We start from the raw sequence: 22,781 nt of genomic DNA, 5'->3' as shown, positions 1-22,781 counted from the left end.
GTGTTGGAAATGACGGAACCTTGGTGGAAGAAGGCGGTCGTGTATCAGATCTACCCCAAGAGCTTCAACGACACGACAGGCAATGGAGTCGGCGATCTGCAAGGGATCATTCGCAAGCTGGATTACCTTGCAGAGCTGGGCGTGGACGTGATCTGGCTGACGCCGGTGTACGACTCGCCGCAACGAGACAACGGATATGATATTCGCAACTATTATCAGATCTTTGAACCCTACGGCACGATGGAGGATTTCGATGAACTGCTGGAGGAAGCCCATCGGCGTGGTCTCCGGATTTTGATGGATATCGTCGTCAATCATACGTCAACCGAGCATCCATGGTTCGTTGCGGCCAAGTCATCCAAGGACAACCCTTACCGGGATTATTACATTTGGCGAGACGGCAAGGAAGGTGGACCGCCAAACAATTGGGTGTCCAAATTCGGCGGCAACGCTTGGCAATACGACGAAACCACGGGGCAATACTATCTTCACCTCTTTGATGTGACCCAGGCGGATTTGAACTGGGAGAATGCCCGGATGCGCCAGGAAATTTACCAGATGATGAAGTTTTGGCTTGATAAAGGGGTGGATGGCTTCCGGCTGGATGTCATCAATCTGCTTTCCAAGGACCAGCGGTTTCTGGACGATGACGGGTCGGTGGCTCCCGGAGACGGACGGAAATATTACACCGACGGCCCGAAAATCCACGAGTATCTGCAGGAGATGAACCGCGAAGTGTTTAGCGGGTACGATATGATGACGGTCGGGGAAATGTCATCCACTTCGCTGGAGCACTGTGTTCGCTATACGCATCCGGACCGGAAGGAACTCGACATGACCTTCAGCTTCCATCATTTGAAGGTGGATTATCCGAACGGGGAGAAATGGGCGAAGGGCGAGCTCGACTTCCTGCGGTTGAAGCAGATTCTGGCTGAGTGGCAGACCGGAATGTACGAAGGCGGCGGGTGGAACGCGCTGTTCTGGTGTAATCACGATCAACCCCGTGTGGTATCACGGTTTGGTGATGACGGGAAGTATCACCGGGAATCGGCGAAAATGCTGGCCACCGCGATGCACATGCTGCAAGGCACCCCTTATATCTATCAAGGGGAAGAATTCGGAATGACGAATCCGGGCTTCGAGCGGATCGAGGATTATCGCGATGTGGAGTCGCTGAACATGTACCGCATTCTGAAGGAGCGTGGCATGTCCGAGTCCGATATTTTGGAGATTCTAGCGCAAAAATCGCGGGACAACGGCCGAACACCGGTACAATGGAATGACGGGCCTAACGCCGGGTTTACGACCGGTACGCCGTGGATTCGCCCGGCAGACAACTATAAGGAGATCAATGCGGAGCGGGCAGTCGCGGATCCAGACTCGATTTTTTATCATTATCAGAAGTTAATCCGACTGCGAAAAGAATATGAGGTGATCACGACCGGGCGGTTTGAACTGCTGGCCGAAGACGACCCGGCGGTATTTGCTTATGTGCGTGAGGGCGGAGCAGAGAAGTTGATTGTGGTGAACAACTTTTTTGCGGAGGAGGCGGAATTTAAGCTGCCTGACGGAGACGGCTGGCACGAGTACGAGTGCCGGTTGCTGTTGTCCAACTACGCCGATTCCCCGGCGGAACCGCAACATCTTCGGCTAAGACCCTATGAATCTGTGGTATATTATCTTCATAGAACGTAAACAAAGTTTGGGGTCGTAAAGCATGATAAACAAGTATTTGGCGATTCACAATGACATTGTGCAGCAGATCGAGGCCGGGGAGATTGCCCCCCATTCGCTGCTCCCGTCCGAGCATGAACTGAAGGAGCGTTACCAGACGTCGAGGGAGACAATTCGCAAAGCCTTAAACTTGCTGGCACAGAACGGGTATATCCAGAAGGTACAAGGCAAAGGCTCTATTGTCATTCGCAGCAACATGGTGGATTTCCCCGTATCTGGACTGGTGAGCTTTAAGGAGTTGGCCGGCAAGATGGGTGAGAAGCCCCGGACCTTGGTGCATGAGCTCTCCCGGGTGAAGCCTGATGCGTACGTGAAGCAGCAGCTCAATCTCTCTAACAAGGATGAGGTATGGAAGGTTGTACGTATCCGGGAGTTTGACGATGAGAAGGTCCTGCTCGATAAGGATTATTTGAACGCGAAGTACGTGCCGTCCTTAACCCGGGAAATCTGCGAGAACTCGATCTACGAGTATTTGGAGAAGGAGCTTGGGCTGAAGATTAGTTTCGCCAAAAAAGAAATCGTCATCGAGGAGCCTAGCGACGAGGACAAGCAGCAGCTTGATCTGGAAGGCTTCCACAACATGGTCGTGATCCGCAGCCATGTCTATCTGGAGGACGCCAGCTTGTTTCAGTACACGGAATCCCGGCACCGGCCGGACAAATTCCGCTTCGTGGACTTTGCGCGGCGGATTCATTCGAATAGTTGAGCTCCCGTGCTAAAAGGCCGCCCTGTTATGAACTGTGACCCGTAAGATGGACACTTTAAGAAAAAGTGCCCCTCTTGCGGGTCATTTGTGTTTTAATCAGAATATCTGATAACGGGAGAGAAGAACATGAGGAAAGTAAGAGGCGAAAACAAGCTGTTTACGGAACAGCAAAGAAAGCAGCTGGAGAGTAATCCTAACGTGCAGCATGTCACAGATCGCACTATCACGTATACGCCCTCTTTTAAGCTAGCAGCAATTAAGGCCTATCAAGAAGGTAAAACACCGATGGAGATCTTTCTGAATGCGGGATTTGACATCGCAGCTATCGGCAACGAAAAGCCCAAGAAGTGCCTAAAGCGTTGGAGAGAGCAGTATCAAAAACTTGGAGAAGCTGGGCTGCTTGAGGATCGACGAGGCAAAAACAGTGTTGGAAGACCATCTCAAGGTGAGTTATCGGTTGAGCAGAAGTTGAAACGAGCAGAGGCTCGAATCAAACTACTTGAAGCAGAGAATGAACTGCTAAAAAAGCTCGAAGCGCTCGAAAGACAAAAACAGTTTTAACGTCCGCAGAGCGCTATGCCATAATCAACCATACGATTCGAGCCTACGGTTTTAAAAAGATGACGCAATACTTGTGCATCCTCGCCGGCGTCAGCCGCAGTGGTTACTATCGCTGGCTGGGGGCTGAAGAAAGGCGACAACTACGTAAGCGTTCAGATGAGCAGGATTTAGCGCTCATTAAGGGTCACTATGACCAGTTACGCGGCAAAGCCGGTGCACTGACTATTAAGATGCGTTTAGAAGGGCATAACGGCGTAATCATGAATCACAAGAAGATTCGCCGATTAATGCGAAAGTACAATCTGGTCGCCAGAATACGCCAAGCCAATCCTTATCGTAAAATGGCAAGAGCCACACAGGAACACAAGACATGCCCCAATCTGTTAAACCGTCAGTTTAACCCAGGTGTGCCGGAGAAGGTACTGCTGACAGACATTACGTATCTCCGATATGGTAACGGGCAGTGGGCTTATCTGTCTTGTGTTAAAGACGGCGCTACTCGCCAGATCCTCGCCCACTACGTATCCTCTTCACTAGAGATGTCTCTTGTAGAGCGGACGCTGGACAATTTGATTGAACGACTGGACGGGAACATTCATCCCGAAGCGATCCTTCACTCTGACCAGGGCAGCCATTACACCCATCCTAGGTTCCGTCAACGCGTCGCCAGGATAGGAATTCAACAGTCGATGTCCCGCAAGGGAAACTGCTGGGATAACGCCTCTATGGAGACATTTTTCGGTCACTTAAAGGATGAGCTCGAGTACCGTCGTTGTGAAACATTAGGGGAACTACGCCAGAAGATTGAGGAATATATCCAGTACTACAACGCAGAACGTTACCAATGGACATTAAAAAAGATGACTCCTGATCAATACAGGAGCCATCTATTGTCCGCCTAAACGGGGCTTCTTTCACTGTCCATAAACTGGGTCACAGTTCATTATGGGGCGGCCTTTTTTTGAGATGTGGCTGGACATTTAGATGAGTTTATGTGCGTACCACTTCTTCCCGCGGAAGCGCCAGAGGAAGATGGCCCCGCGTACCCCCCATTCGCTGCACATGGCCACCCAAACTCCGAGGATGCCGAAGCCCAGCGTGATGCCAAGCACATAGCCGAGAATGACCCGGAATAACCACATCGTCAGCATCGAGGTGATCGAGGTGAAGCGCGAATCACCTGCCGCCCGCAAGGCAGATGGCAGAATGAAGCTGATCGACCAGAGCGGAACCTGGGCGATGGAGCTCACCAGGAGCACGAGGAAGATATCGTTTACGATATCAGACGGCGGCGAGAAGATGCTCACAAGCGGTCGGAACAGCGGCAGCAAAATCAAGCTAATTAAGGCCAGCGACCCGGACCCCAGCCAGAGGAAGGACTTAATGAACTTCCGCGCATCACTTACGTTGCCGCTGCCGATACATTGACCAACGACGGTGACAATCGTCAGTGAGAGCGCGCCGGCGGGAATCTGGAACACCCCGGCCAGAGAGCCGCCAATGGCATTGGTTGCAATCGCGTAAGTCCCCAGGCTGACAATAAACACTTGGGTCAGCAGCTTGCCGCCGTTAAAGAACAGCTGCTCGGCTGCGAACGGGATGCCGATGAATAGAATTTTACGCAGCATCTCAATCGGGAAGCGGAACAGGTCACTGAGATGCAGGTGAAGAGAGGCTTCCATTTTGAACAAATAATATAGCGCACAGGCCGCGCCGGCGAACCGGGCGATATTGATCGCCAGCGTCATTCCGAGGACGCCCATGTCCAGCAGCGTAATCAACAAGAGGTTCAAAAGGACGTACATCAGATTCATGATCAAGGATAGGGAAAGGGACGCCCGAGTTTTGCCGATGCCCCGAAGTGCGGAGCAGACGGCTTGAACCACGGCCAGCCCGACGTAGGAGATGCTGCTGCCGATCAGATAGACGCGAGCATTGTCTAATACATCGGCCGATGCAGCGCCGAACAGCAGCTTGAGCAGCGGATTGTGAAAGCCGATGAGCAGCAGCCCAATGCCAACGGCGAGCAGGGTCACCGCAGTAACCGTTGCTGCAGAGGCGCGGGAGACGTTACGGTCGTTGCGGCTGCCTTTGTATTGGGCGACCACCACGGTACCCCCGGTCGCGACAGCAACAAACACGCTGATCAGGAAGATATTCAGCGAGTCCACGATGTTGACCGCGCTGACTGCGGCTACGCCGGACGAGCTGATCATGGCGGTATTGACCAGATTCAGGCCAACGATAAAAGCCTGATCGATCAGAATCGGCAGATACAAGGCAAAGATCTGTCGATAATCCATGGACTCGCCGGACAGATGCTTTTCGAGGAAGGCGTTATTTTGCAGACGGGCAAATAGGGGCTTCAACGTCATCACATTCTTTTCTTTATAATGGGTAGATCAATCCAACCTATGAATCTTATTATCGGATAATTCGAAATGAAGCTAAAGCAACCAAGTAACTAACCCGGTTATCGCGGGCAGGGTTGAAGATATCATTTTTGACGGAGCCGTGTCAATGTATTTCGGCAATCTATCTAGCGAGGGATGGGGAAGACCGGGGACATTTGGAAATTGCGGTTCAAGGTGGTACGATGAAGGGGATTGGGTGAATTTGACTTGGGAGGGGATTATTTTGAAAGCGCTATTTATTGGAGGTACGGGAACAATCAGCTCGGCGATTACCCGACAATTGGCGGAGGACAGCTCCTGGGAACTGTATCTGCTGAACCGGGGGACGCGGAATAAGGATTTGCCGCCGGGTGTACATGTCATTGAGGCTGATATTCATCAGGAAGCTGAGGTGGCGAAGAAGCTTGAAGGGTATACCTTTGATGTAGTAGCGGATTTCATCGCGTTTGAACCGGCGCAGCTGGAACGCGATGTGCGCTTGTTTGCCGGGAAAACGAAGCAGTTTATCTTCATTAGTTCGGCTTCGGCGTATCAAACTCCTTTGTCGGATTACAGAATTACCGAAGGGACGCCGCTGTCCAATCCATATTGGGCCTACTCTCGCAACAAAATTGCCTGCGAGGAATATTTGATGAAGGAGTACCGCGAGAACGGCTTCCCCATCACCATCGTACGGCCAAGCCACACTTATGATGAGCGCTCGATCCCGCTAGGTGTCCATGGTAACAAGGGATCCTGGCAAGTGGCCCAACGGATGCTGTTGAACAAGCCCGTCTTAATTCATGGGGACGGCTCGTCGCTGTGGACGTTAACGCATAACAGTGATTTTGCCAAGGGCTTTATTGGACTAATGGGTAACATTCATGCGATTGGAGAGTCCGTGCATATTACCTCCGACGAAAGCGTGACCTGGAACCAAATTTACGAAATTATTGCGGATGCGCTGGGTGTTAAGCTGAATGCCGTGCATGTCGCTTCTGAATTTTTGGCGGAGAACGGCCCGTACGACTTCCGCGGCGGACTGCTGGGTGACAAGGCCAATACGGTCGTTTTTGACAATAGCAAGCTGAAACGGCTTGTACCCGGCTTTACGGCTACCGTTCGGGTAGATCAAGGGATCCGGCAGACGGTGGAGCATATTCTGGCGCACCCAGAGCTGCAAGTGGCTGATCCTGAATTCGACGCCTGGTGCGACCGCGTGGTCGGGGCGATGGAAGCAGCTGCGAAGTTCATGAAGGAATAGGCGAGGGACCACCAGTGACTAACGTACGTCAACCTACGTTCGTGTTGGCGCCGGATTCGTTTAAAGAGAGCATGACCGCCAAGGAAGTGTGTGAGGCCATGGAAAAAGGGCTGCGCCAAGCGTTCCCCGATGCGCATTACGTCCACGTGCCGATGGCCGACGGCGGGGAAGGGACCGTCCAAGCTTTGGTCGATGCCACCGGCGGCAGGCTGTGCTCGCTGGAGGTGACGGGTCCGCTGGGAGAGCCGGTTCTGGCGGAGTACGGCCTGCTGGGCGACGGGGAGACGGCGGCCATTGAGATGGCCTCGGCCAGCGGGCTCCACCTGGTGCCGCCAGATCGGCGCAACCCGCTGCAGACCACGACGTATGGCACCGGCGAGCTGATCCGCGCCTGCCTGGATCAAGGCGTGCGCCGGATCATCGTCGGCCTGGGCGGCAGCGCGACCAACGACGGCGGCGCCGGCATGGCCGAGGCGCTGGGCGCGCGCCTCCTGGACGCGGCGGGCCGGCCGTTGGCGCGCGGCGGCGGCCGCCTCGGGGATCTGGCGCGGATCGACGTGTCCGCGCTGGATCCCCGCTTGCAGCAGGCGCACCTGATCGTCGCCTGCGACGTCGACAACCCGCTCTGCGGCGAGCGTGGCGCGTCCCGGGTGTTCGGGCCGCAGAAGGGCGCCACCGCCGCAATGGCGGAGCAGCTGGACGCCGCGCTCGCGCATTACGCGGAGGTGGCGCGGCGGCAGCTGGGCCGGGACGTTCGTAACGTCCCGGGCGCTGGGGCAGCCGGCGGGTTGGGCGCCGGGCTGTTGCTCTTTACGCAGGCCGAAATGCGCAGGGGCGTCGAGATCGTGCTCGACTTTACCGGCCTGCGGGAGAGGGTGGCGGCGGCGGACGTAGTGTTCACCGGCGAGGGCGGCATCGACTTCCAAACGAAGTTTGGGAAGGTGCCCTACGATGTCGCCCGAATCGCCAAGGCCGCCGGCAAGCGCGTGATCGCGATCGCCGGGACGATCGGCGACGGCGCGGACGCGCTCTACGCCGAAGGGATCGACGCGATCTTCGGCATCACCCCCGGCGCGGCCGCCCTGCCGCAGCTGCTCGCCGACGGGCCGCGCAACGTGCAGCGCACCTGCGAGAACATCGGCCGCCTGCTGCGGCTTAGCTGATGGGTAGTATTGCGTGCGCTGGGGCATCACGTCGCTCCTGGGGGACACATGCGGCCACGCTCTTTTTGATGATTATCCCGTTGCATCAGGAGATGGAGGAATCCATCTTCCGCTTCTGAGCGAAAGGGATAATGGTGTAAAGCAGCGCGAAAAGGATATCCTCGGATGAGGGTACCTATGTGCTCTACTCCTTTGTAACCATTATCCCGTTGCATCAGGGAATGGAGGGATTCGCCTCCCGCTTCTGAATGAAAGGGATAATGGTGAAAAGCAGCTCGAAAAGGATATCCTCGGATGAGAGTACCTATGCGCTCTACTCCTTTTTAACCATTATCCCGTTGCATCAGGAGATGTTGTACCTCTGTCAATAGAGTAGACACAAAGAATCGAGAAAATTATGCGGCAGATCGGTACATACGTTCGCACTCATTGGGCGTAGAATACCCAATCGCGGAATGGATTCGTTTTCCATTGTAGAAGCAGGTAATATATTCAAAAATGCGTTTCTTGGCTTGCTTGCGTGTTTTGAACTTCTCCAAGTAGACAAGTTCTTTCTTAAGCACACTGTGGAACGATTCAATACACGCATTATCGTAGCAGTTCCCTTTGCGGCTCATACTGCCTTTCATCTTGTAGGTGCGCAGCCGCGCCTGGTAGTCATGAGAAGCGTACTGGCTGCCGCGATCCGAATGATGCAGAACCTCTTCGCACGGTCGCTGCTGGCTGTGGGCGCGGTCCAGCGCCGTTAACACGAGTTCTTTCGTCATTCGCTCATCCATGTGAAATCCAACGATTTTACGACTGTACAGGTCCATGATGCTTGCCAGGTATAGCCACCCCTCATCGGTCGGGATATACGTAATATCAGCCACCCAGGCCTTGTTTGGAGCGGACGGATTAAACTCGCGGTTCAACACGTTCTCTTGGACAGGCAGGTTGTGCTTCGAGTTGGTTGTGGCCTTGTATTTCTTCACCGTGCGAGAACGTAAACCCAGCTCCTTCATGATCCGAGCGACTGTTTTCTCGGACACTCGTATGCCCTGCTTGTGCAGTTCTTTTGCTACTTTGGGGCTTCCATATAATCGACGGGATTCTAGAAAGATACGACGGATCCGCCGCTCCAGCTTGCGACGTCGCTTTTCACGTTTGCTGGCTTTTCGCTGGGTCCATTTGTAATAGCCGCTTCGGGATACTTCAAAGGCTTCGCACATCTTCGAGACTCGGCACTTGAAGCGATGATCGTGGATGAAGGCATAGATCAGCGCCGGTCTTTGGCGAAGTAGTGCATCGCCTTTTTTAAGATGTCGTTCTCCTCTTCCAGATCACGAAGGCGTTTCTGAAGATCTCTCATTGCTTTATCGTCGGCTTTCAGTTGCCCACTGCCTGGAAAGGCCTGTGCGCCGTCTTTCTTGTATTCCGCCATCCAACGATACAGGGTGTTGTCGCTGATCCCCAGTTCGCGGGCGACCTGCGCCACCGCTTTCCCTTCTTCCTGGATCATCTGAATCGTTTGCAGTTTAAATTCTTTATCGTATTTTTTCGTCATGGTAGCACCTCGAATTTGGATAGATTCATTTTACCCGATTCTCGGTTCTCCATGTCTACTTTTTAGTCTAGCAGCATGTGGGGATTCGTCTTCCGCTTCTGAGTGAAAGGGATAATGGTGCAAAGGGTACGGGGAGCGCCTTCATACTGCCGGTCCTACGTTGGCTAAAAGGGGAGGAATGTTGTATGACCAACCTACAACATTTCTCTCTTTTTATATTTCTAGGTCAAGGGGGACTACTACGATTCACACCTCTTGACGATTATCCCTTTGCATCAGGCTAGGGAAAAGTTCATTACCCACTTCTGAATGAAAGGGATAATAGTGTAAAGGAGGAGCAAAAGGGAAAATCATACAAAGAGGTGTTTGAAGGGATATCCCCCAAGTTTCCCCAAAGGCTCATGCAAATCAGCTCAGACAGTTAGTGGACGAGATGAGTAGTTTTTATTTTGCTCTAATGAGAAAAGTATAGTAAAATACAAAAATATAGTTAATTAACGAAGACGAAGCGGAGGAACGGAGTATGGAAATCGGGATCAGCACGTTTGTGGAGACGACGCCGGATGTGGTCACGGGTGAAACGATTAGTCATGCGCAGCGGCTGCGCGAGGTTGTAGAGGAGATCGTCCTGGCCGACAAAGTCGGATTGGACGTGTTTGGCGTTGGGGAGCATCACCGCCAGGATTATGCGGCGTCCTCGCCTGCGGTGGTTTTAGCAGCAGCTGCTCCGCAGACGAAGCGTATCCGGTTGACAAGCGCCGTCACCGTGCTGTCTTCCGATGATCCGGTCCGCGTGTTCCAGGACTTCGCGACGTTGGACGGCCTCTCAAACGGGCGTGCGGAGATTATGGCCGGGCGGGGTTCTTTTATTGAGTCGTTCCCACTGTTCGGTTACGATTTGAACGATTACGAGGAGTTGTTTGAAGAGAAGCTGGATCTGCTTCTTAAGCTGCGCGAGTCGGAAAAAGTCACCTGGCAAGGCAAGCACCGTCCGGCGATCCACAATCTAGGCGTCTATCCGCGTCCTGTGCAAAATCCGCTTCCGGTCTGGATCGGCAGCGGCGGTAATACCGAATCCGTCATTCGCGCCGGTGTGTTAGGCTTGCCGCTGGTGCTGGCGATCATTGGCGGACGGCCAACTCAATTTGCGCCGCTCGTGAAGATTTACAAGCGTGCTGCCGCCCAAGCCGGGCATGATGTCTCGAAGCTTACCGTGGCTTCCCATTCGCACGGCTTTGTCGCCGATCGGAATGATGTGGCTGTAGAGAAGTTCTTCCCTTCGACGCAGGCGGTGATGAACATCATCGGGCGCGAACGTGGTTGGGGCCATTACAGCCGGGCCACCTACGATGCGGCCCGCAGCCTGGAAGGTGCGCTGTACGTGGGCGACCCGGAAACTGTGGCCAATAAGATTATCTACTTGCGCAAAAATGTTGGTATCACCCGCTTCTTCCTGCATTGCCCGCTTGGCACCATGCCGCATGAAGATGTGATGCGGGCCATCGAGCTTCTTGGCACGGAGGTTGCGCCACGCGTCCGTGAGGAGGTTGCGCGCTGGGAGGCTGAGGGCGGGGATCTTCAGTGACATTGAAGCCCGCTTCTCTACAACTTCCTCCATGACTTCGGCCTCGGCGCTCCGCTGGCTGGGCAGGTCGTTCCGTTGCGGAGGTGTGAGGGGAGATTGATTAGGCATTCTGGGTAGCGTTGCAGGTTTTCTGCGGCTTGGTCGCTTAACCCGATGCCTAGGACAAGATGGTCCCCGAGTGCCCAAGAGGACGTGCCGGTACGGGGAGTACCGGCTTAGTTGTTCTAGCCTCACATAGGTGTCCGTTTATTTTAATTTGGGGCATCCGCCCAACTCGGTTCCATGCATAAAAAAGGGGCCGCCCAGCCGATTTCGGCCGGGACAACCCGTTTTCATTTAGATTTTGTCCTGCAAAAAAGCCTTAATCTTCGCCAGCGTCTCGGCGGGATCGAGGTTTTGCAGCAAATAGTCGGATTCCTTCTTGTAAATCACCTGCTCGGAGTAGTTCCGTAAATACTCCTCAACGACCTCGGCGGGCGCCCCTTCGCGTTCCTCACGCAGCCGGATGTCCTCCTTCGTCACGTAGAGGAAGATCCGAATCGCCTGCGGACCAAATCGTTTCCGCAGCGTCTGCATGCCTTCATGATTCACGACGACGACCGCTGCACCATACTGTTCCAGCGCTTCGTTCAGATCGCGCTCCGCAATGCCGTAGCTGCCTCGCTCCAGGCGGACGCTTTCGCTGAATTCCTGCCTACTCAGCATCGCCTGAAAGTCGGCCTCCGTAATAAAACGGTAGTGCTCGCCGTCCCGTTCTCCCGCACGTATAGCACGGGTTGTATAAGGCAGCACATAAGGAAGGCCCAGATCAGCGCTTAGCTGCTTGGCGATGCTCTTGCGGCCGGAGCCGCTGGTACCGGTAATGATGATGACCTTGGGTTGCGGGGGAAGGTCATCCGTCAGGAGCGCATCCGCCTGGCTTGTCGCAGCGGTTTCACTGCGGGCAGGATCGGGAGTTGCTTTCAAGCCTTTGAGCCATTTCCACATTGCGTCCCATGCACTTTTTCCGGCTTTATCAATCCGTTTGAACGTCGCCGGCAAAACCGCACGGATTCACCTCCTTCGCCAACATCTATACTTATTATGTCGGCAAATTCAGAGGAAAACTGAATGTACTCGAATAGGAACTGGCAAGCGCCTAGAACAATCGCCGCGCGGTCACAAACCGCTTGGTCCATTGGCCGTTAAACGCCTCAATATGGACGCCCTTCTCTTTCGAGTAGGTGTGCAAAATTTGATTGTCCCCGATGTAGATGGCAACGTGGCCGATGTCCAGCCCGCGCGCGCTGAAGAACAGCAGATCCCCTTTACGGAGCTCGTCCAGACTGACTTCCGTGCCCTCCTTGGCTTGGTTGTAAGAAACCCGCGGCAGTTCGATTGAGAGAACATCCTCATACACCCTTTTCACAAAAGAAGAACAGTCAAACGTCTTCGTCTGGTCAGGGGACGCCCCAAACTCGTAGGGTGTGCCTTCAAACGTTTTGCCGTAGGCGATCAACTCGTCAGCCTGCTTGTCCGCCAAAGTATCGCTGCGATAATTGGTGTATTTCGGCTTGGCGGATACATAACCGGAGCGGCCATCGGGAGTGCGTACCTCCAGCCAGAGCGCACTTGCCTCACGCACGACATGCAGCTTGCTGCCGGCAGGAAGCAGTTCCTCACTGACCGTCGCGCTGCTCACATCAGGTGCACTGCGCAGATTGACGCCCCAGGTGACGGTGGTTTCGTATGTAAATTTCGAAGTGATCCGCACCCTACGGCTCTCCCCGTCCCAAGCCACCTCGCTGCCGAGCGCTTCACTGACGAACCGCAGGGGGACCAATGCATAACCGTCTGTAATCTGCCCGGGGACCGGCAGTGTTAAGGTTTGGCCGTTCAGCTGTGCCGTAGGGTCGCCGATGCGATAAACCAAGGTCATCTGGTCTCGCGTGGCTGTGACGGTCTTGCTGCTGTTGTCCCAAGTCAGCTTGGCCCCCAGCGCTTCAAAAACGTCGCGAATCGGCAGCAGAACACTGCCATTCATCAGGACGGGCGCCACTTCTGTCTGCAGCGGCCGCCCGTCGAGTTCAATGGTGATACCGCTGGCGGAGGCGGTTTGGCTTGCCGAGAGAGCAGTCCCGGCGGTTAAGGCTTCTGAAGCCGTGCTGCCCGCAGCCTCCGCGCCCCCAGTTCCCGCTTGGGCGGTCAGCACGAGGGAGGCCGCCAGCAGCCAGCTGAGTTTGCGTGAACCTGTATTGAATGGTTTCGTCATCATAAATCACCTAGTTTCTGGATGGTTTATATAGTTGGACGAAACCCAAGCTAAATGGTTGTGTGGAAAATGTTACCTATTCCTTCAAGTTCGATGGGGTCAGGCGTTTGAGTCCGTTCATATATTTGCGCAGCGCCTGTGGAATCCGGATGCTGCCGTCTTCTTCCTGATGATTTTCCAGCAGGGGGATCAGGATTCGCGGCGAGGCTACCATGGTGTTATTCAACGTGTAGCAGAATTGCAGCTTGCCATCTCGGTCCTTAAAGCGGATGTTCGAACGCCGGGCTTGAAAGTCCAACAGCTGCGACGACGAATGGGTCTCCCCGTAAGCGCTGCGGCTGGGCATCCACGTTTCGATGTCGTATTGCTTATACGTCTTTTGCGACATGTCGCCGGTACATACTGCCATCACCCGGTAAGGCAGCTCCAGCAGCTGAAGCAATTCCTCGGCGTTCTGGGTGATTTCCTGAAACAGCTGCTCCGACAGCTCCAGACTGTTCTCGCAGAGCACCACTTGCTCGACCTTCGAGAACTGGTGCACGCGGTATAAGCCATGCACATCTCGCCCGGCCGAGCCGACTTCGCTGCGGAAGCATAACGAGGCCGCTGCCAGCTTGATCGGCTGGGGGAGGTCGACAATCTCGCGGTCGTAATACGCGACAAGTGGGACCTCGGCGGTGCCAACCAGCCAGCGATCGTCTTCGGCCATCCGGTACGTCTGATCCGCACCCAGCGGGAAGAATCCGGTATTCACGAGCGCTTCCGCGCGCACCATTAGCGGAACCTCCAGCAGGGTGAAGCCCTTCGCGGCGAGGAGATCCATCGCCAGCTGCTGTACCGCCCGGTGGAGCAAGACGCCCGCGCCGCTCAGATAGTAATTGCGCGTGCCTGCCGTTTTGACTCCGCGCGGGATGTCAATCATCCGGTGGAGCTCGCCTAAAGCGACGTGATCCCGCGGTGTAAATTCAAATGTTGGAGGTTCGCCGACCCGCTTCACTTCCACATTATCGAGATCCGACCGACCTTTTGGCGTGTCGGGCGAGACGGGGTTGGGGACGAGCAACATCAAGCGTCGATACTCTTGTTCGGCTTCATCCCGCTCTTTCTCCAACCCATTCAGCCGCCGATTCAACTGCTTGACCTCGTTTTTCAACGCGTCAGCCGCCTCCGGCCCTTGCTCCCGAATCAGTGCCTCAATCTGAGGTGTCAGTCGGTTGCGCTCCTGGCGTAACCGTTCCGTCTCCTGCAGCAACGCCCGGCGTTGGTCATCCCAGCGCAAAAGCTCGGGAACCGACAACGCGATGCCCTTTTCCTCCGCCACGGTTTGAACTTGTTCTTGATGCTCCCGAATCCATTTGATGTCTAACATGGGTGATCCGCTCCTTTTTCGATAGAAATACAAAAAGCGCCCTTCGTCCATTGGGACGAGGAGCGCTTATCGACTCGCGGTGCCACCCAAATTGATCAAACCGGCAGGTCCGGTTCAATCCCCTTTCGTCCGCGATAACGGGCGGACCCGGTTAGCTTAGGGGGAATGGTGTATGCATTTAATACGATGATCCCCTTGACGAAAACGCCTCCGAGTTGGATGCTCTTCATAGGCATGATTCCGAGATTTGATTTGATTAGCAGTATAACGTAAGCGACCAACAGTTATCAAGAGGGAGGGGATGATCCCATGAAAAAATTATTGCTTACCGGCTTTGAACCCTTTGGCGGGGAACCGATCAATCCGGCGGTTGAAGCGATGCGCCGGCTGCAGGGCCGGGTGATCGGCTCCTTTGAGATTGTCGGGTTGGAGCTGCCGACGGTGTTCGGACAATCCACCGAGCGCCTGCTCGCCGCCGTCCAGCAACACGAACCCGAGGTGGTGATCGCGTTGGGACAAGCCGGCGGCCGCGAAGGAATCTCGTTCGAGCGGGTCGCCGTCAACTTAAACGACGCCAATATCGCCGATAACGCCGGCAACCAGCCGGTAGACGAGCCGGTTGTGCCGGAAGGCCCGGCGGCTTATTGGACCACGCAGCCGGTCAAACGCATGGTCGACCGCCTGCGGGATGAAGGCATCCCCGCGTCGATATCGCTTTCGGCCGGGACCTTTGTGTGCAACCACCTTTTTTACGGGTTGATGCACCACCTAGCCGTTACTGGCAAGCCGATTCGCGGCGGGTTCATCCATGTGCCTTATCTGCCGGAACAGGCAGAGCGACACCCCGGCGCCCCCAGCATGACGCTGGACCAGTTGGTCACCGGCTTGGAGCGGGCGATCGAGGTCCTGGGAGAATAACGTTGAAATCAGCGTCTGCGTTTATGATTGTGTTTCTTATGGCGACGGCGGCCGTACTTGTTCGCAGCGACGCTGCCGCTGCCGCCGCCAACGGCGTGCTGCTGACGTGTCCCGGGGCTGCTGATGGCAGAGTTGGTGCCCCCCGTGCCATACCGTCCGCCGCCGCTGGCCACTTGCGTAGCGCCTGCAGTTTGCTGACCGCGGGGCAGCTTCATCACCTGGTCGTTCACTACGATCACGACCTCCTTGCCGCGTTGGAGCAAGCCGCGCGTATCGCGGTGGCTTCTGTTGCTCCACCGCCCTCCCATCAAACCGCTCTTGCCGTCCTTATTAAACGCTTTGCCGCCTGCGCCAACGCTCTGCTGCTGCCGCACATACGGCGAACGGATGGCCGCGTTGCTGCCAGCGGCGCTGCTATGACCTGCGCCGCTGGCGATCTGCGTCGTGCTCGGCGCGTTGGTGTACTGGCGGTTCACGACGACGATCACCCGACTCACCCCTGGAAGGGGCGTTTTGGCAATCAAACGTTGCTTGCCTTTTTTCAGGATGACCATTAATTGGTCCTTGCGAGATGACATGGAACCCTCTCCTTTTAGACTACCTTATGCCAAGTTCGGAGATCGGCAAGGGCGAAGCCACGGGGAGGCGAAAATCAGGCTGATTCATTAGCCTTGTTAATGTATTGATGAAAGCCCGTATTATAGGGGGACGACTAGGCGGTATTGCCGAAAAACAGGCATTGTTTTTTCGGGGAGCACTTCCATTTGTAGGCGCGGAAAATTTGTTATATGATATCATGGTAAATTGGGTTCTCAAGCGGTTTGATGCAAATCGCGATCCACAACATCGTTAGAAATTGAACATGGCGAAAAAACGTCCAATAGCGTTTCTCCTCTGCGTTAGAGCATGAGAAGAAGCATCCATGAGGACTTGTGGAGAAGCCGCGATGTGGATGGCCCCGGATCTAGCTTGAAACGATAAATTCTTTGGTAGTGGAGGAAACGATGTATCCAAAAGATTTGAACTATAGAATGCCGGCCGAATGGGCGCCGCATGAACGTACTTTCATCTCCTGGCCGGTGCAGGCATCGATGGTTTATCCGGACCGGTATGCCGAGGTATGCGACGGATATGCCGAATTTATTACAGCGATCGCCGAGTTCGAACCAATTACCGTGGTGGTGAATCCGGACGATCTGTCTAAGGTGCAAGCCCGCTTTGCGCAGGATCCGAACATAGAGCGTATCGCTTTTCTGCCGATCGAGCATAACGATGCCTGGCTGCGCGACAACGGCCCGACGTTTCTGGTGAATCCGGAAGGTGAACTGGCCGGGGTCAACTGGCGTTTTAACGCATGGGGCGGCAAATATTCGCCGTGGGATCTGGACGATGCGGTGGCACCGCAAATTTTGGAAGCTCTGAACGTCAAGCGGTTTGACGCCCCGTTGGTGCTGGAGGGCGGCTCCATCCATACGGACGGGGAAGGTACGTTGCTGACGACCGAGGAGTGCTTGCTCAACGAGAATCGGAATCCGCAGCTTAGCCGGGAAGAAATCGAGGCAGCTGTGAAAAACTACGTCAACGTCGACCAAATTATCTGGCTGAAACGCGGCCTGGACGGGGACGAAACGGACGGTCATATCGACAACGTGGCTTGCTTTGCTGCACCAGGGAAGGTGATTTTGCAGGTCTGCGACGATCCAAGCGATGAGAACTATGCCATCACCCAGGAAAATATCGCGATTCTCAGCGCCGCAACGGACGCCCAAGGCCGTAAGCTGGAGATCATCCCGATCCCGCAGCCGCCGAAGGCCTTTTATGAGGATAGCCGCTTGACGCTGAGCTATTTGAATTTCTATTTCGTCAATGGCGGCATCATCTTGCCGATCTTTGGCGGCGCTGCGGAGGAAACCGACCGCAAAGCCATTCAAGTGCTGAGCGAGACCTTCCCGGATCGCAAGATCCGCACCGTTGACGGGATGGCGATCATCCGCGAAGGCGGCAACGTCCACTGCACCACCCAGCAAATGGCGGCAAGACGCGTCTAAACGAGAATGAAGGAGGTTCGACCAACAACATGAGAATGGTAAAAGTCGCAGCGACACAAATGAGCTGTTCATCCAATAAAGAAGAAAATATCGCCAAGGCGGATCGACTGGTTCGGGAAGCGGCTCGGCAAGGGGCACAAATTATTTTGTTGCAGGAGCTGTTTGAAACGCCTTATTTTTGCCAAAAGGAAAAGTCCGACTACTACGTCTATGCTACCGAGCTGGAGCAGAATGCTGCGATTCAGCATTTTCGCAAGGTCGCGAAGGAGCTGGAAGTGGTGCTGCCGATCAGCTTCTATGAGAAAAAAAATAACGCCCGCTACAACTCGCTGGCGGTGATTGATGCGGACGGCGAAGTGTTGGGCCTCTATCGCAAAAGTCATATCCCGGATGGTCCGGGGTATGAGGAGAAGTTTTATTTTAATCCGGGGGACACCGGGTTTAAAGTGTGGAAGACGCGTTATGCCAAAATCGGCGTGGGCGTTTGCTGGGATCAGTGGTATCCGGAAGCAGCCCGCTGCATGGCGCTGATGGGCGCCGAGCTGCTGTTCTATCCAACGGCGATCGGTTCGGAGCCGCAAGACAGTTCGATCGACTCCAAAGATCATTGGCAGATGTGCATGCTTGGACATGCGGCTTCCAATCTGGTGCCGGTGATCGCCTCGAACCGCGTTGGCTTGGAATCCGACGAAGATTCGAGCATCACGTTCTACGGCTCGTCCTTCATCGCCGGACCGCAGGGCAATAAAATTGCCGAAGCCAACCGGACGGAGGAAACGGTGCTGGTGGCGGAATTCGACCTCGATCAGCTGGAAATCCAGCGTATTGAGTGGGGGATCTTCCGTGACCGCCGGCCGGACCTCTACAAAATTATCACCTCTTATGACGGTGAGCTTCGCATCGACTAAAATTGCATAAACAACACTAGATGAAATAGCCCCCAATTGCACAGCGCTTTGTGATTGGGGGCTTTGTGCGGATGTGGAAGGTTCGGCATGCTAGAGATAAGCCGAGCCGGGCTGGATATCGGGGTTGGCTTCCACGATGGAACGGGCAACGGTCATGAGGCGGGGCAAATAGCGCAGCACGTTGTCCGCTATAGACTTCGCGATGCCCATATGCCTCAAGCACCTCGCGGGCCCTCAGATAACGAAGCCGTATGGTTGGATTGCGCAGGGCCGCGGTCAGCAGAACATGGGTGGTCACCCCGGTTGGGAACAACCAGCCCAACACCTGATTCTGCAACAGCTTTTTCGGCATACTTCGATGAACATCGAGGCATCGCCGTGATACAATCAGGATCATGATAAATCAGGTTTCAGAGATCCGGGTTACGTTATTAGATATGACCAAGTGACCCGAGAAAGAAGGGATAAGAGTGGGACGTACGCTGTATTTTGCTTTAATCTTGCTTAGTTTAATTTGGGGCGGTTCGTTTTTCTTCATCAAAATCCTGCTGCCTGACTTCGGCCCCTGGACCGTAGCGTTCCTGCGTTCCGCCTTCGGGCTGGCGACGATTACCGGAGTGATGCTCATCTTGCGCAAGCCGTTTGGGTTCCGCTCGATACCTTGGCTGGCGATGATCATCATGGCGCTGATCAACACGGCGATTCCGTGGGCGTTGATCGGCTTCAGCGAGACGCGGCTGACGAGCAGCCTGGCGTCGGTGCTTAACGCCACGACTCCGCTTTGGACGCTGGTGGTGGGCGTCCTATTCTTCCGCGTTGCCACGAATCGCATGCAATGGGCGGGGATGGGGATCGCCTTCCTCGGCTTGCTCGTGCTGGTAGGTGTCAGCCCAACCTCGCTTGCTTCGGTGGACCTGCTTGGGTTCGCCTGCATGCTGGGGGCTACGTTGAGTTATGCCGTCGGCTCACACCTGTCGAAGCGGCTGTCCGGCGGGCTGTCGATGTATCAGGTGACCTTCGGCACCTTGATCAGCGCGATGGTCGGCAGCGGCCTGATGGCATTGATCGCCGAGCGGGATTCGCTGGCTCCGTTGGCGAAGCTCCCTACGCTTGGCGCAGTCGTTGGACTGGGCGTGTTTGGCTCGGGGGTGGCGTATATTTTGTTCTATTTTATGATCCAAAAGGGTTCCCCGCAATTCGCCACCACCGTCACTTATCTCGTTCCGGCCAGCGCGATTATTTGGGGATTCACGCTGCTGAATGAGCCGGTGAGCTGGCGTCTCCTGGCTGGACTGGTGTTCATCCTCGGCGGGGTATACTTGGCGAACCGAAGCGGCTCGGGCAGTGCGGGGCGGGTGGACAAACGCCAGGAGCTGCCAGTGGTCTCCGACTCGGATGCAGCGGCCGCCTCGGCCAATCAGCCTTGATTTAAGGGGCGCCCTTAGGGTACCCTTTTTTATGATTTAGGCACGTCCTTCTGCAACATCACAGGAGGGATGCCGTCTTATATTTTTGAGGTGATACGAATTGAGGAAATACGCGCTAGGTCTGACCGTGATGCTGCTCGCGCTTCTGCTTGCCGGATGCGGGACCTTCGATCCGGTTGACAAAGCGATCACTAAGCTGAGACCTACAGTACCCCAAGATTCAGTGCAGGATGTGGAAGGTCCTTTTACTGTAGAGTTGTCCGTTCCGAAGCGTGCCGGAATCGATGAGAAATTTACGCTGATTGCCAGCTTGCATAATTTGTCCAAGACCCGATATGAACTGATGAGTCGCCCGCGGGTGTTCCATTACCTGATCGTGGACAGCTTGGGCAACCGGGTGAACACGATCACCCAGGTCGATAGTGCGGTGGTTCGCAGTATGAGGGGAGAAACGGATATTAACGAGTTTTTCGAGACTCGGATTGATCGAATCGGAACCTATGAAATTTATGCGGTAGCGGAATTTTCGATCAAGGAGGATGGGAAGTACAAGGACCTCACCTATGAGACCGAACATCATTTCATCGAAATTGGTCCCAACAGCTAATAAAGAGCAGAACCGAAGGATCCAGCGGATCCACGGTATCTGCTCTTTTTTGGTAGGCTTAGAAATCAAAATTGTCAGGGTCCGGACCCACGCGAAGGTTCTCGTTAAGCGCGCTGATCCGTGCCATATCCTCATCCGTCAACGTGAAATTAAATACGTCGGCGTTCTCGGTAATCCGATGCGGCTTGGTTGATTTCGGAATCGTCACTACGCCGTTCTGCAAATCCCAGCGCAGGATGATTTGGGCAACCGATTTTCCATATTTGCGAGCAAGCTCTTGTAACACTGGATGATCCAGCAGCTGCCCTTGCATGAGCGGGGACCATGCCTCCATTTGGATGTTGTGCTCGCGGCAGAAGGCTTGAACTTCCTGTTGTGTCAGGCGGGGATGGTATTCAACCTGGTTGACCATCGGTACAATTTCGGCATCTTCCATCAAGTCCTGCAGATGGTGAACTTGGAAGTTGCTGACGCCAATCGCTTTAACCTTTCCAGCTTTATAGAGCGTCTCCAGCGCTCGCCAAGCTTCTTTATATTTGCCGGCAACAGGCCAGTGGATCAGGTACAGATCCAAATAGTTGAGTCCCAGCTTCTGCAGACTGGTTTCATAAGCAGCGAGCGTCTCTTCATAGCCGAGGTCAGCGTTCCACACCTTGGAAGTGACAAACAGGGCTTCACGCGGGATGCCGGCTTCATGCAAGCCTTCACGGATACCTTGTCCAACGCCCGTTTCATTCGCGTAGATTGCTGCGGTATCGATGCTGCGGTAGCCATGGGTAATGGCGAACTTGACTGCGTCTACCAGTTCCTGTCCTTCCTCAACTTTAAATACGCCCAGGCCCAACCAAGGCATCTTCACTCCGTTGTGCAGAGTAGTGGTATCTTGCAAATTGGTGATCATATCAAAATAGCCTCCTATTTATTTCTGAAGTTCAATTTGGTGATGAAAAAAGATCATTAGTTATGCTGAAACGATGGTTGTGAAATGACCGTATTTTGCCGGTCTTTTCTTTCTAAAGCGCGGCTCCAGCCGGTAAGAAGTACAGCAGCTGCGACCATCAGAGCGCCGATCCACGAAGTATGGATCAGACCCAAAGAGTCGGTGACAACCCCGCCTAGGTACGAGCCCAAGGCAATCCCGGCGTTAAAGGCTGCGATGTTGATCGCAGAGGCCACGTCGACGGCGGACGGAACAAACCGCTCCGCCAGCATCACGACATAGACTTGGAGCCCCGGCACGTTCATGAAGGCCAGCAGGCCCATGAGGAAGATGGTCACTAAGCCGGCGATTTTAAACGGAGCTGTGAACAGCAGGGCCAGCAGGATCAGCGCCTGTACGATAAACATATAGAACAAGGCGCGAACCGGCTGACGATTGGACAGCTTGCCGCCCACCATGTTGCCGATAGCAATCGCGATACCGTAGATCAGCAAAATTACGGCAACCGCACTTTCCTTAAAGCCTGTAATTTCAAGAAGGATCGGCGATAAGTAGGTATACACGACAAAGGTGCCGCCATACCCAAGGGCCGTGATCAGGAACAACAGCAACAACCGTCCGTTCGTCACCAATTTCACCTGGTCGCGGAATGCCGTTCGCACTCCTTTCCGCAGGCCTGCTGGCACCAGCAGGCTGTTGGAGATAAAGCCAATGAGCCCCACGATGACGATCAGGATAAAAGCGGCGCGCCAGCCGAGCTGCTGACCAATGAAGGTGCCAAGCGGCACGCCGGTGACCGTCGCCACAGTCAAGCCGGTGAACATGATGGAAATCGCGCTGGCCCGCCGGTGTTCCGGCACTAAGTCAGCGGCGATCGTTGAACCGATCGACATAAACACGCCGTGGGAAAAAGCCGAGATCACCCTTGCCACGAGCAGTATGGCGATACTGGTTGCAGCCGCAGCCAAGGCATTGCCGATCATGAAGACAACCATGATCCATAGCAGCAGCGTTTTACGTGACATTCTTGCAGTTAGCGACGTGAGTACCGGCGCTCCAAAAGTGACGCCTAACGCATATAAGGAAACCGTCAGTCCTGCAGTCGTCGTGGAAATATGCAGGTCTTCGGCGATCAAAGGCAGCAGACCGACGCTGATAAATTCGGTAGTCCCGATAGCGAAGGCACTAATGGCCAAGGCGAGCAGCGCCAAGGTGCTTCTTTGATGATTCATGAGCCAATCTACCTCCCAAAAAGATGATGGTTTGAAGGTCGCCGCTGATCTGCCGGGGAATGATGCAGAATCGAGCGACAAATGCTATTATGGGAGATAGGGTAGTTTTTGAGAAGTACGCACTTTGAA

Annotated in this window: 19 protein-coding genes and 1 pseudogene; 11 read left to right on the top strand and 9 right to left on the bottom strand. The window is 54.7% G+C overall.

What is annotated here, in order from left to right:
• Positions 1-9: 9 nt before the first annotated feature.
• From treC to C812_RS22030, 3 genes and pseudogenes are all read left to right on the top strand, one after another.
• Complete coding sequence (gene treC, locus C812_RS19675; RefSeq protein WP_036626157.1) at positions 10-1,695, top strand: alpha,alpha-phosphotrehalase; 1,686 nt, start codon at positions 10-12, stop codon at positions 1,693-1,695.
• Between the two features lie 22 nt (positions 1,696-1,717).
• Positions 1,718-2,440: a trehalose operon repressor gene (treR, locus tag C812_RS19670; RefSeq protein WP_016314394.1), complete on the top strand. Its 723-nt coding sequence runs from the start codon at positions 1,718-1,720 to the stop codon at positions 2,438-2,440.
• A gap of 126 nt (positions 2,441-2,566) precedes the next feature.
• A pseudogene (locus tag C812_RS22030) lies at positions 2,567-3,903 on the top strand (IS3 family transposase).
• 78 nt (positions 3,904-3,981) lie between these two features.
• On the opposite strand, the gene C812_RS19655 reads toward C812_RS22030, so the two are convergent.
• Positions 3,982-5,376, bottom strand: coding sequence for an MATE family efflux transporter (locus tag C812_RS19655; protein ID WP_016314392.1), 1,395 nt, complete (start codon positions 5,374-5,376; stop codon positions 3,982-3,984).
• 262 nt (positions 5,377-5,638) lie between these two features.
• Between C812_RS19655 and C812_RS19650 the strand changes: the two genes are divergently transcribed.
• Both C812_RS19650 and C812_RS19645 read left to right on the top strand, forming a co-directional pair.
• On the top strand, positions 5,639-6,658 hold the full coding sequence (locus C812_RS19650) for an SDR family oxidoreductase (protein WP_036626018.1): 1,020 nt from the start codon (positions 5,639-5,641) through the stop codon (positions 6,656-6,658).
• 14 nt (positions 6,659-6,672) lie between these two features.
• Positions 6,673-7,821 (top strand): glycerate kinase, encoded by a 1,149-nt coding sequence (locus C812_RS19645; protein ID WP_016314390.1) that lies wholly within the window; start codon positions 6,673-6,675, stop codon positions 7,819-7,821.
• Between the two features lie 395 nt (positions 7,822-8,216).
• On the opposite strand, the gene C812_RS19640 is transcribed toward C812_RS19645, so the two are convergent.
• Positions 8,217-9,367 (bottom strand): IS3 family transposase gene (locus C812_RS19640; RefSeq protein ID WP_248931314.1). Its coding sequence is split into 2 segments (ribosomal slippage): positions 8,217-9,112 and positions 9,112-9,367, totalling 1,152 coding nucleotides; the frame shifts between segments, so codons are not numbered across the junction.
• A 523-nt stretch (positions 9,368-9,890) separates the two neighbouring features.
• On the opposite strand from C812_RS19640, the gene C812_RS19630 reads away from it, so the two are divergent.
• A complete protein-coding gene (locus tag C812_RS19630; protein WP_016314389.1) occupies positions 9,891-10,952 on the top strand; it encodes an LLM class flavin-dependent oxidoreductase in 1,062 nt (353 codons plus the stop codon).
• 336 nt (positions 10,953-11,288) lie between these two features.
• Here C812_RS19630 and C812_RS19625 read toward each other — a convergent pair whose 3' ends face one another.
• The 4 genes from C812_RS19625 to C812_RS22985 all read right to left on the bottom strand — a co-directional run bounded on the left by C812_RS19625 (position 11,289) and on the right by C812_RS22985 (position 14,802).
• Positions 11,289-11,939 (bottom strand): guanylate kinase, encoded by a 651-nt coding sequence (locus C812_RS19625; protein ID WP_016314388.1) that lies wholly within the window; start codon positions 11,937-11,939, stop codon positions 11,289-11,291.
• A 151-nt stretch (positions 11,940-12,090) separates the two neighbouring features.
• Positions 12,091-13,203 (bottom strand): C40 family peptidase, encoded by a 1,113-nt coding sequence (locus tag C812_RS19620; protein WP_016314387.1) that lies wholly within the window; start codon positions 13,201-13,203, stop codon positions 12,091-12,093.
• Positions 13,204-13,279: 76 nt separating this feature from the next.
• Positions 13,280-14,572, bottom strand: coding sequence for a serine--tRNA ligase (gene serS / locus C812_RS19615; RefSeq protein WP_016314386.1), 1,293 nt, complete (start codon positions 14,570-14,572; stop codon positions 13,280-13,282).
• 95 nt (positions 14,573-14,667) lie between these two features.
• Complete coding sequence (locus C812_RS22985) at positions 14,668-14,802, bottom strand: hypothetical protein (protein WP_258956166.1); 135 nt, start codon at positions 14,800-14,802, stop codon at positions 14,668-14,670.
• A 79-nt stretch (positions 14,803-14,881) separates the two neighbouring features.
• Here C812_RS22985 and pcp point away from each other — a divergent pair, with 79 nt between their 5' ends.
• Entirely contained in the window at positions 14,882-15,490 is a 609-nt protein-coding gene (gene pcp / locus C812_RS19610; protein ID WP_016314385.1) for a pyroglutamyl-peptidase I, read from the top strand.
• A gap of 8 nt (positions 15,491-15,498) precedes the next feature.
• Here the strand turns inward: pcp and C812_RS19605 are convergent, their stop codons facing one another.
• Complete coding sequence (locus C812_RS19605) at positions 15,499-16,068, bottom strand: hypothetical protein (protein WP_016314384.1); 570 nt, start codon at positions 16,066-16,068, stop codon at positions 15,499-15,501.
• Positions 16,069-16,494: 426 nt separating this feature from the next.
• Here C812_RS19605 and C812_RS19600 point away from each other — a divergent pair, with 426 nt between their 5' ends.
• The 4 genes from C812_RS19600 to C812_RS19585 all read left to right on the top strand — a co-directional run bounded on the left by C812_RS19600 (position 16,495) and on the right by C812_RS19585 (position 20,480).
• Complete coding sequence (locus C812_RS19600) at positions 16,495-17,538, top strand: agmatine deiminase family protein (protein WP_016314383.1); 1,044 nt, start codon at positions 16,495-16,497, stop codon at positions 17,536-17,538.
• A 29-nt stretch (positions 17,539-17,567) separates the two neighbouring features.
• Positions 17,568-18,446 (top strand): N-carbamoylputrescine amidase, encoded by an 879-nt coding sequence (aguB, locus tag C812_RS19595; protein ID WP_016314382.1) that lies wholly within the window; start codon positions 17,568-17,570, stop codon positions 18,444-18,446.
• A gap of 470 nt (positions 18,447-18,916) precedes the next feature.
• Positions 18,917-19,873, top strand: a complete 957-nt coding sequence (locus C812_RS19590; RefSeq protein ID WP_016314381.1) for a DMT family transporter — start codon at positions 18,917-18,919, stop codon at positions 19,871-19,873.
• Between the two features lie 100 nt (positions 19,874-19,973).
• On the top strand, positions 19,974-20,480 hold the full coding sequence (locus tag C812_RS19585) for a hypothetical protein (RefSeq protein WP_016314380.1): 507 nt from the start codon (positions 19,974-19,976) through the stop codon (positions 20,478-20,480).
• 58 nt (positions 20,481-20,538) lie between these two features.
• Here C812_RS19585 and C812_RS19580 read toward each other — a convergent pair whose 3' ends face one another.
• Both C812_RS19580 and C812_RS19575 read right to left on the bottom strand, forming a co-directional pair.
• Complete coding sequence (locus C812_RS19580; protein ID WP_016314379.1) at positions 20,539-21,381, bottom strand: aldo/keto reductase; 843 nt, start codon at positions 21,379-21,381, stop codon at positions 20,539-20,541.
• Between the two features lie 56 nt (positions 21,382-21,437).
• Positions 21,438-22,652, bottom strand: a complete 1,215-nt coding sequence (locus C812_RS19575; protein ID WP_016314378.1) for an MFS transporter — start codon at positions 22,650-22,652, stop codon at positions 21,438-21,440.
• Positions 22,653-22,781 lie beyond the last annotated feature (129 nt).

The sequence above is a fragment of the Paenibacillus barengoltzii G22 genome (assembly GCF_000403375.2).
In the GTDB taxonomy this organism is placed as follows: domain Bacteria; phylum Bacillota; class Bacilli; order Paenibacillales; family Paenibacillaceae; genus Fontibacillus; species Fontibacillus barengoltzii.
This window is presented reverse-complemented; position numbering and strand designations above follow the sequence as displayed.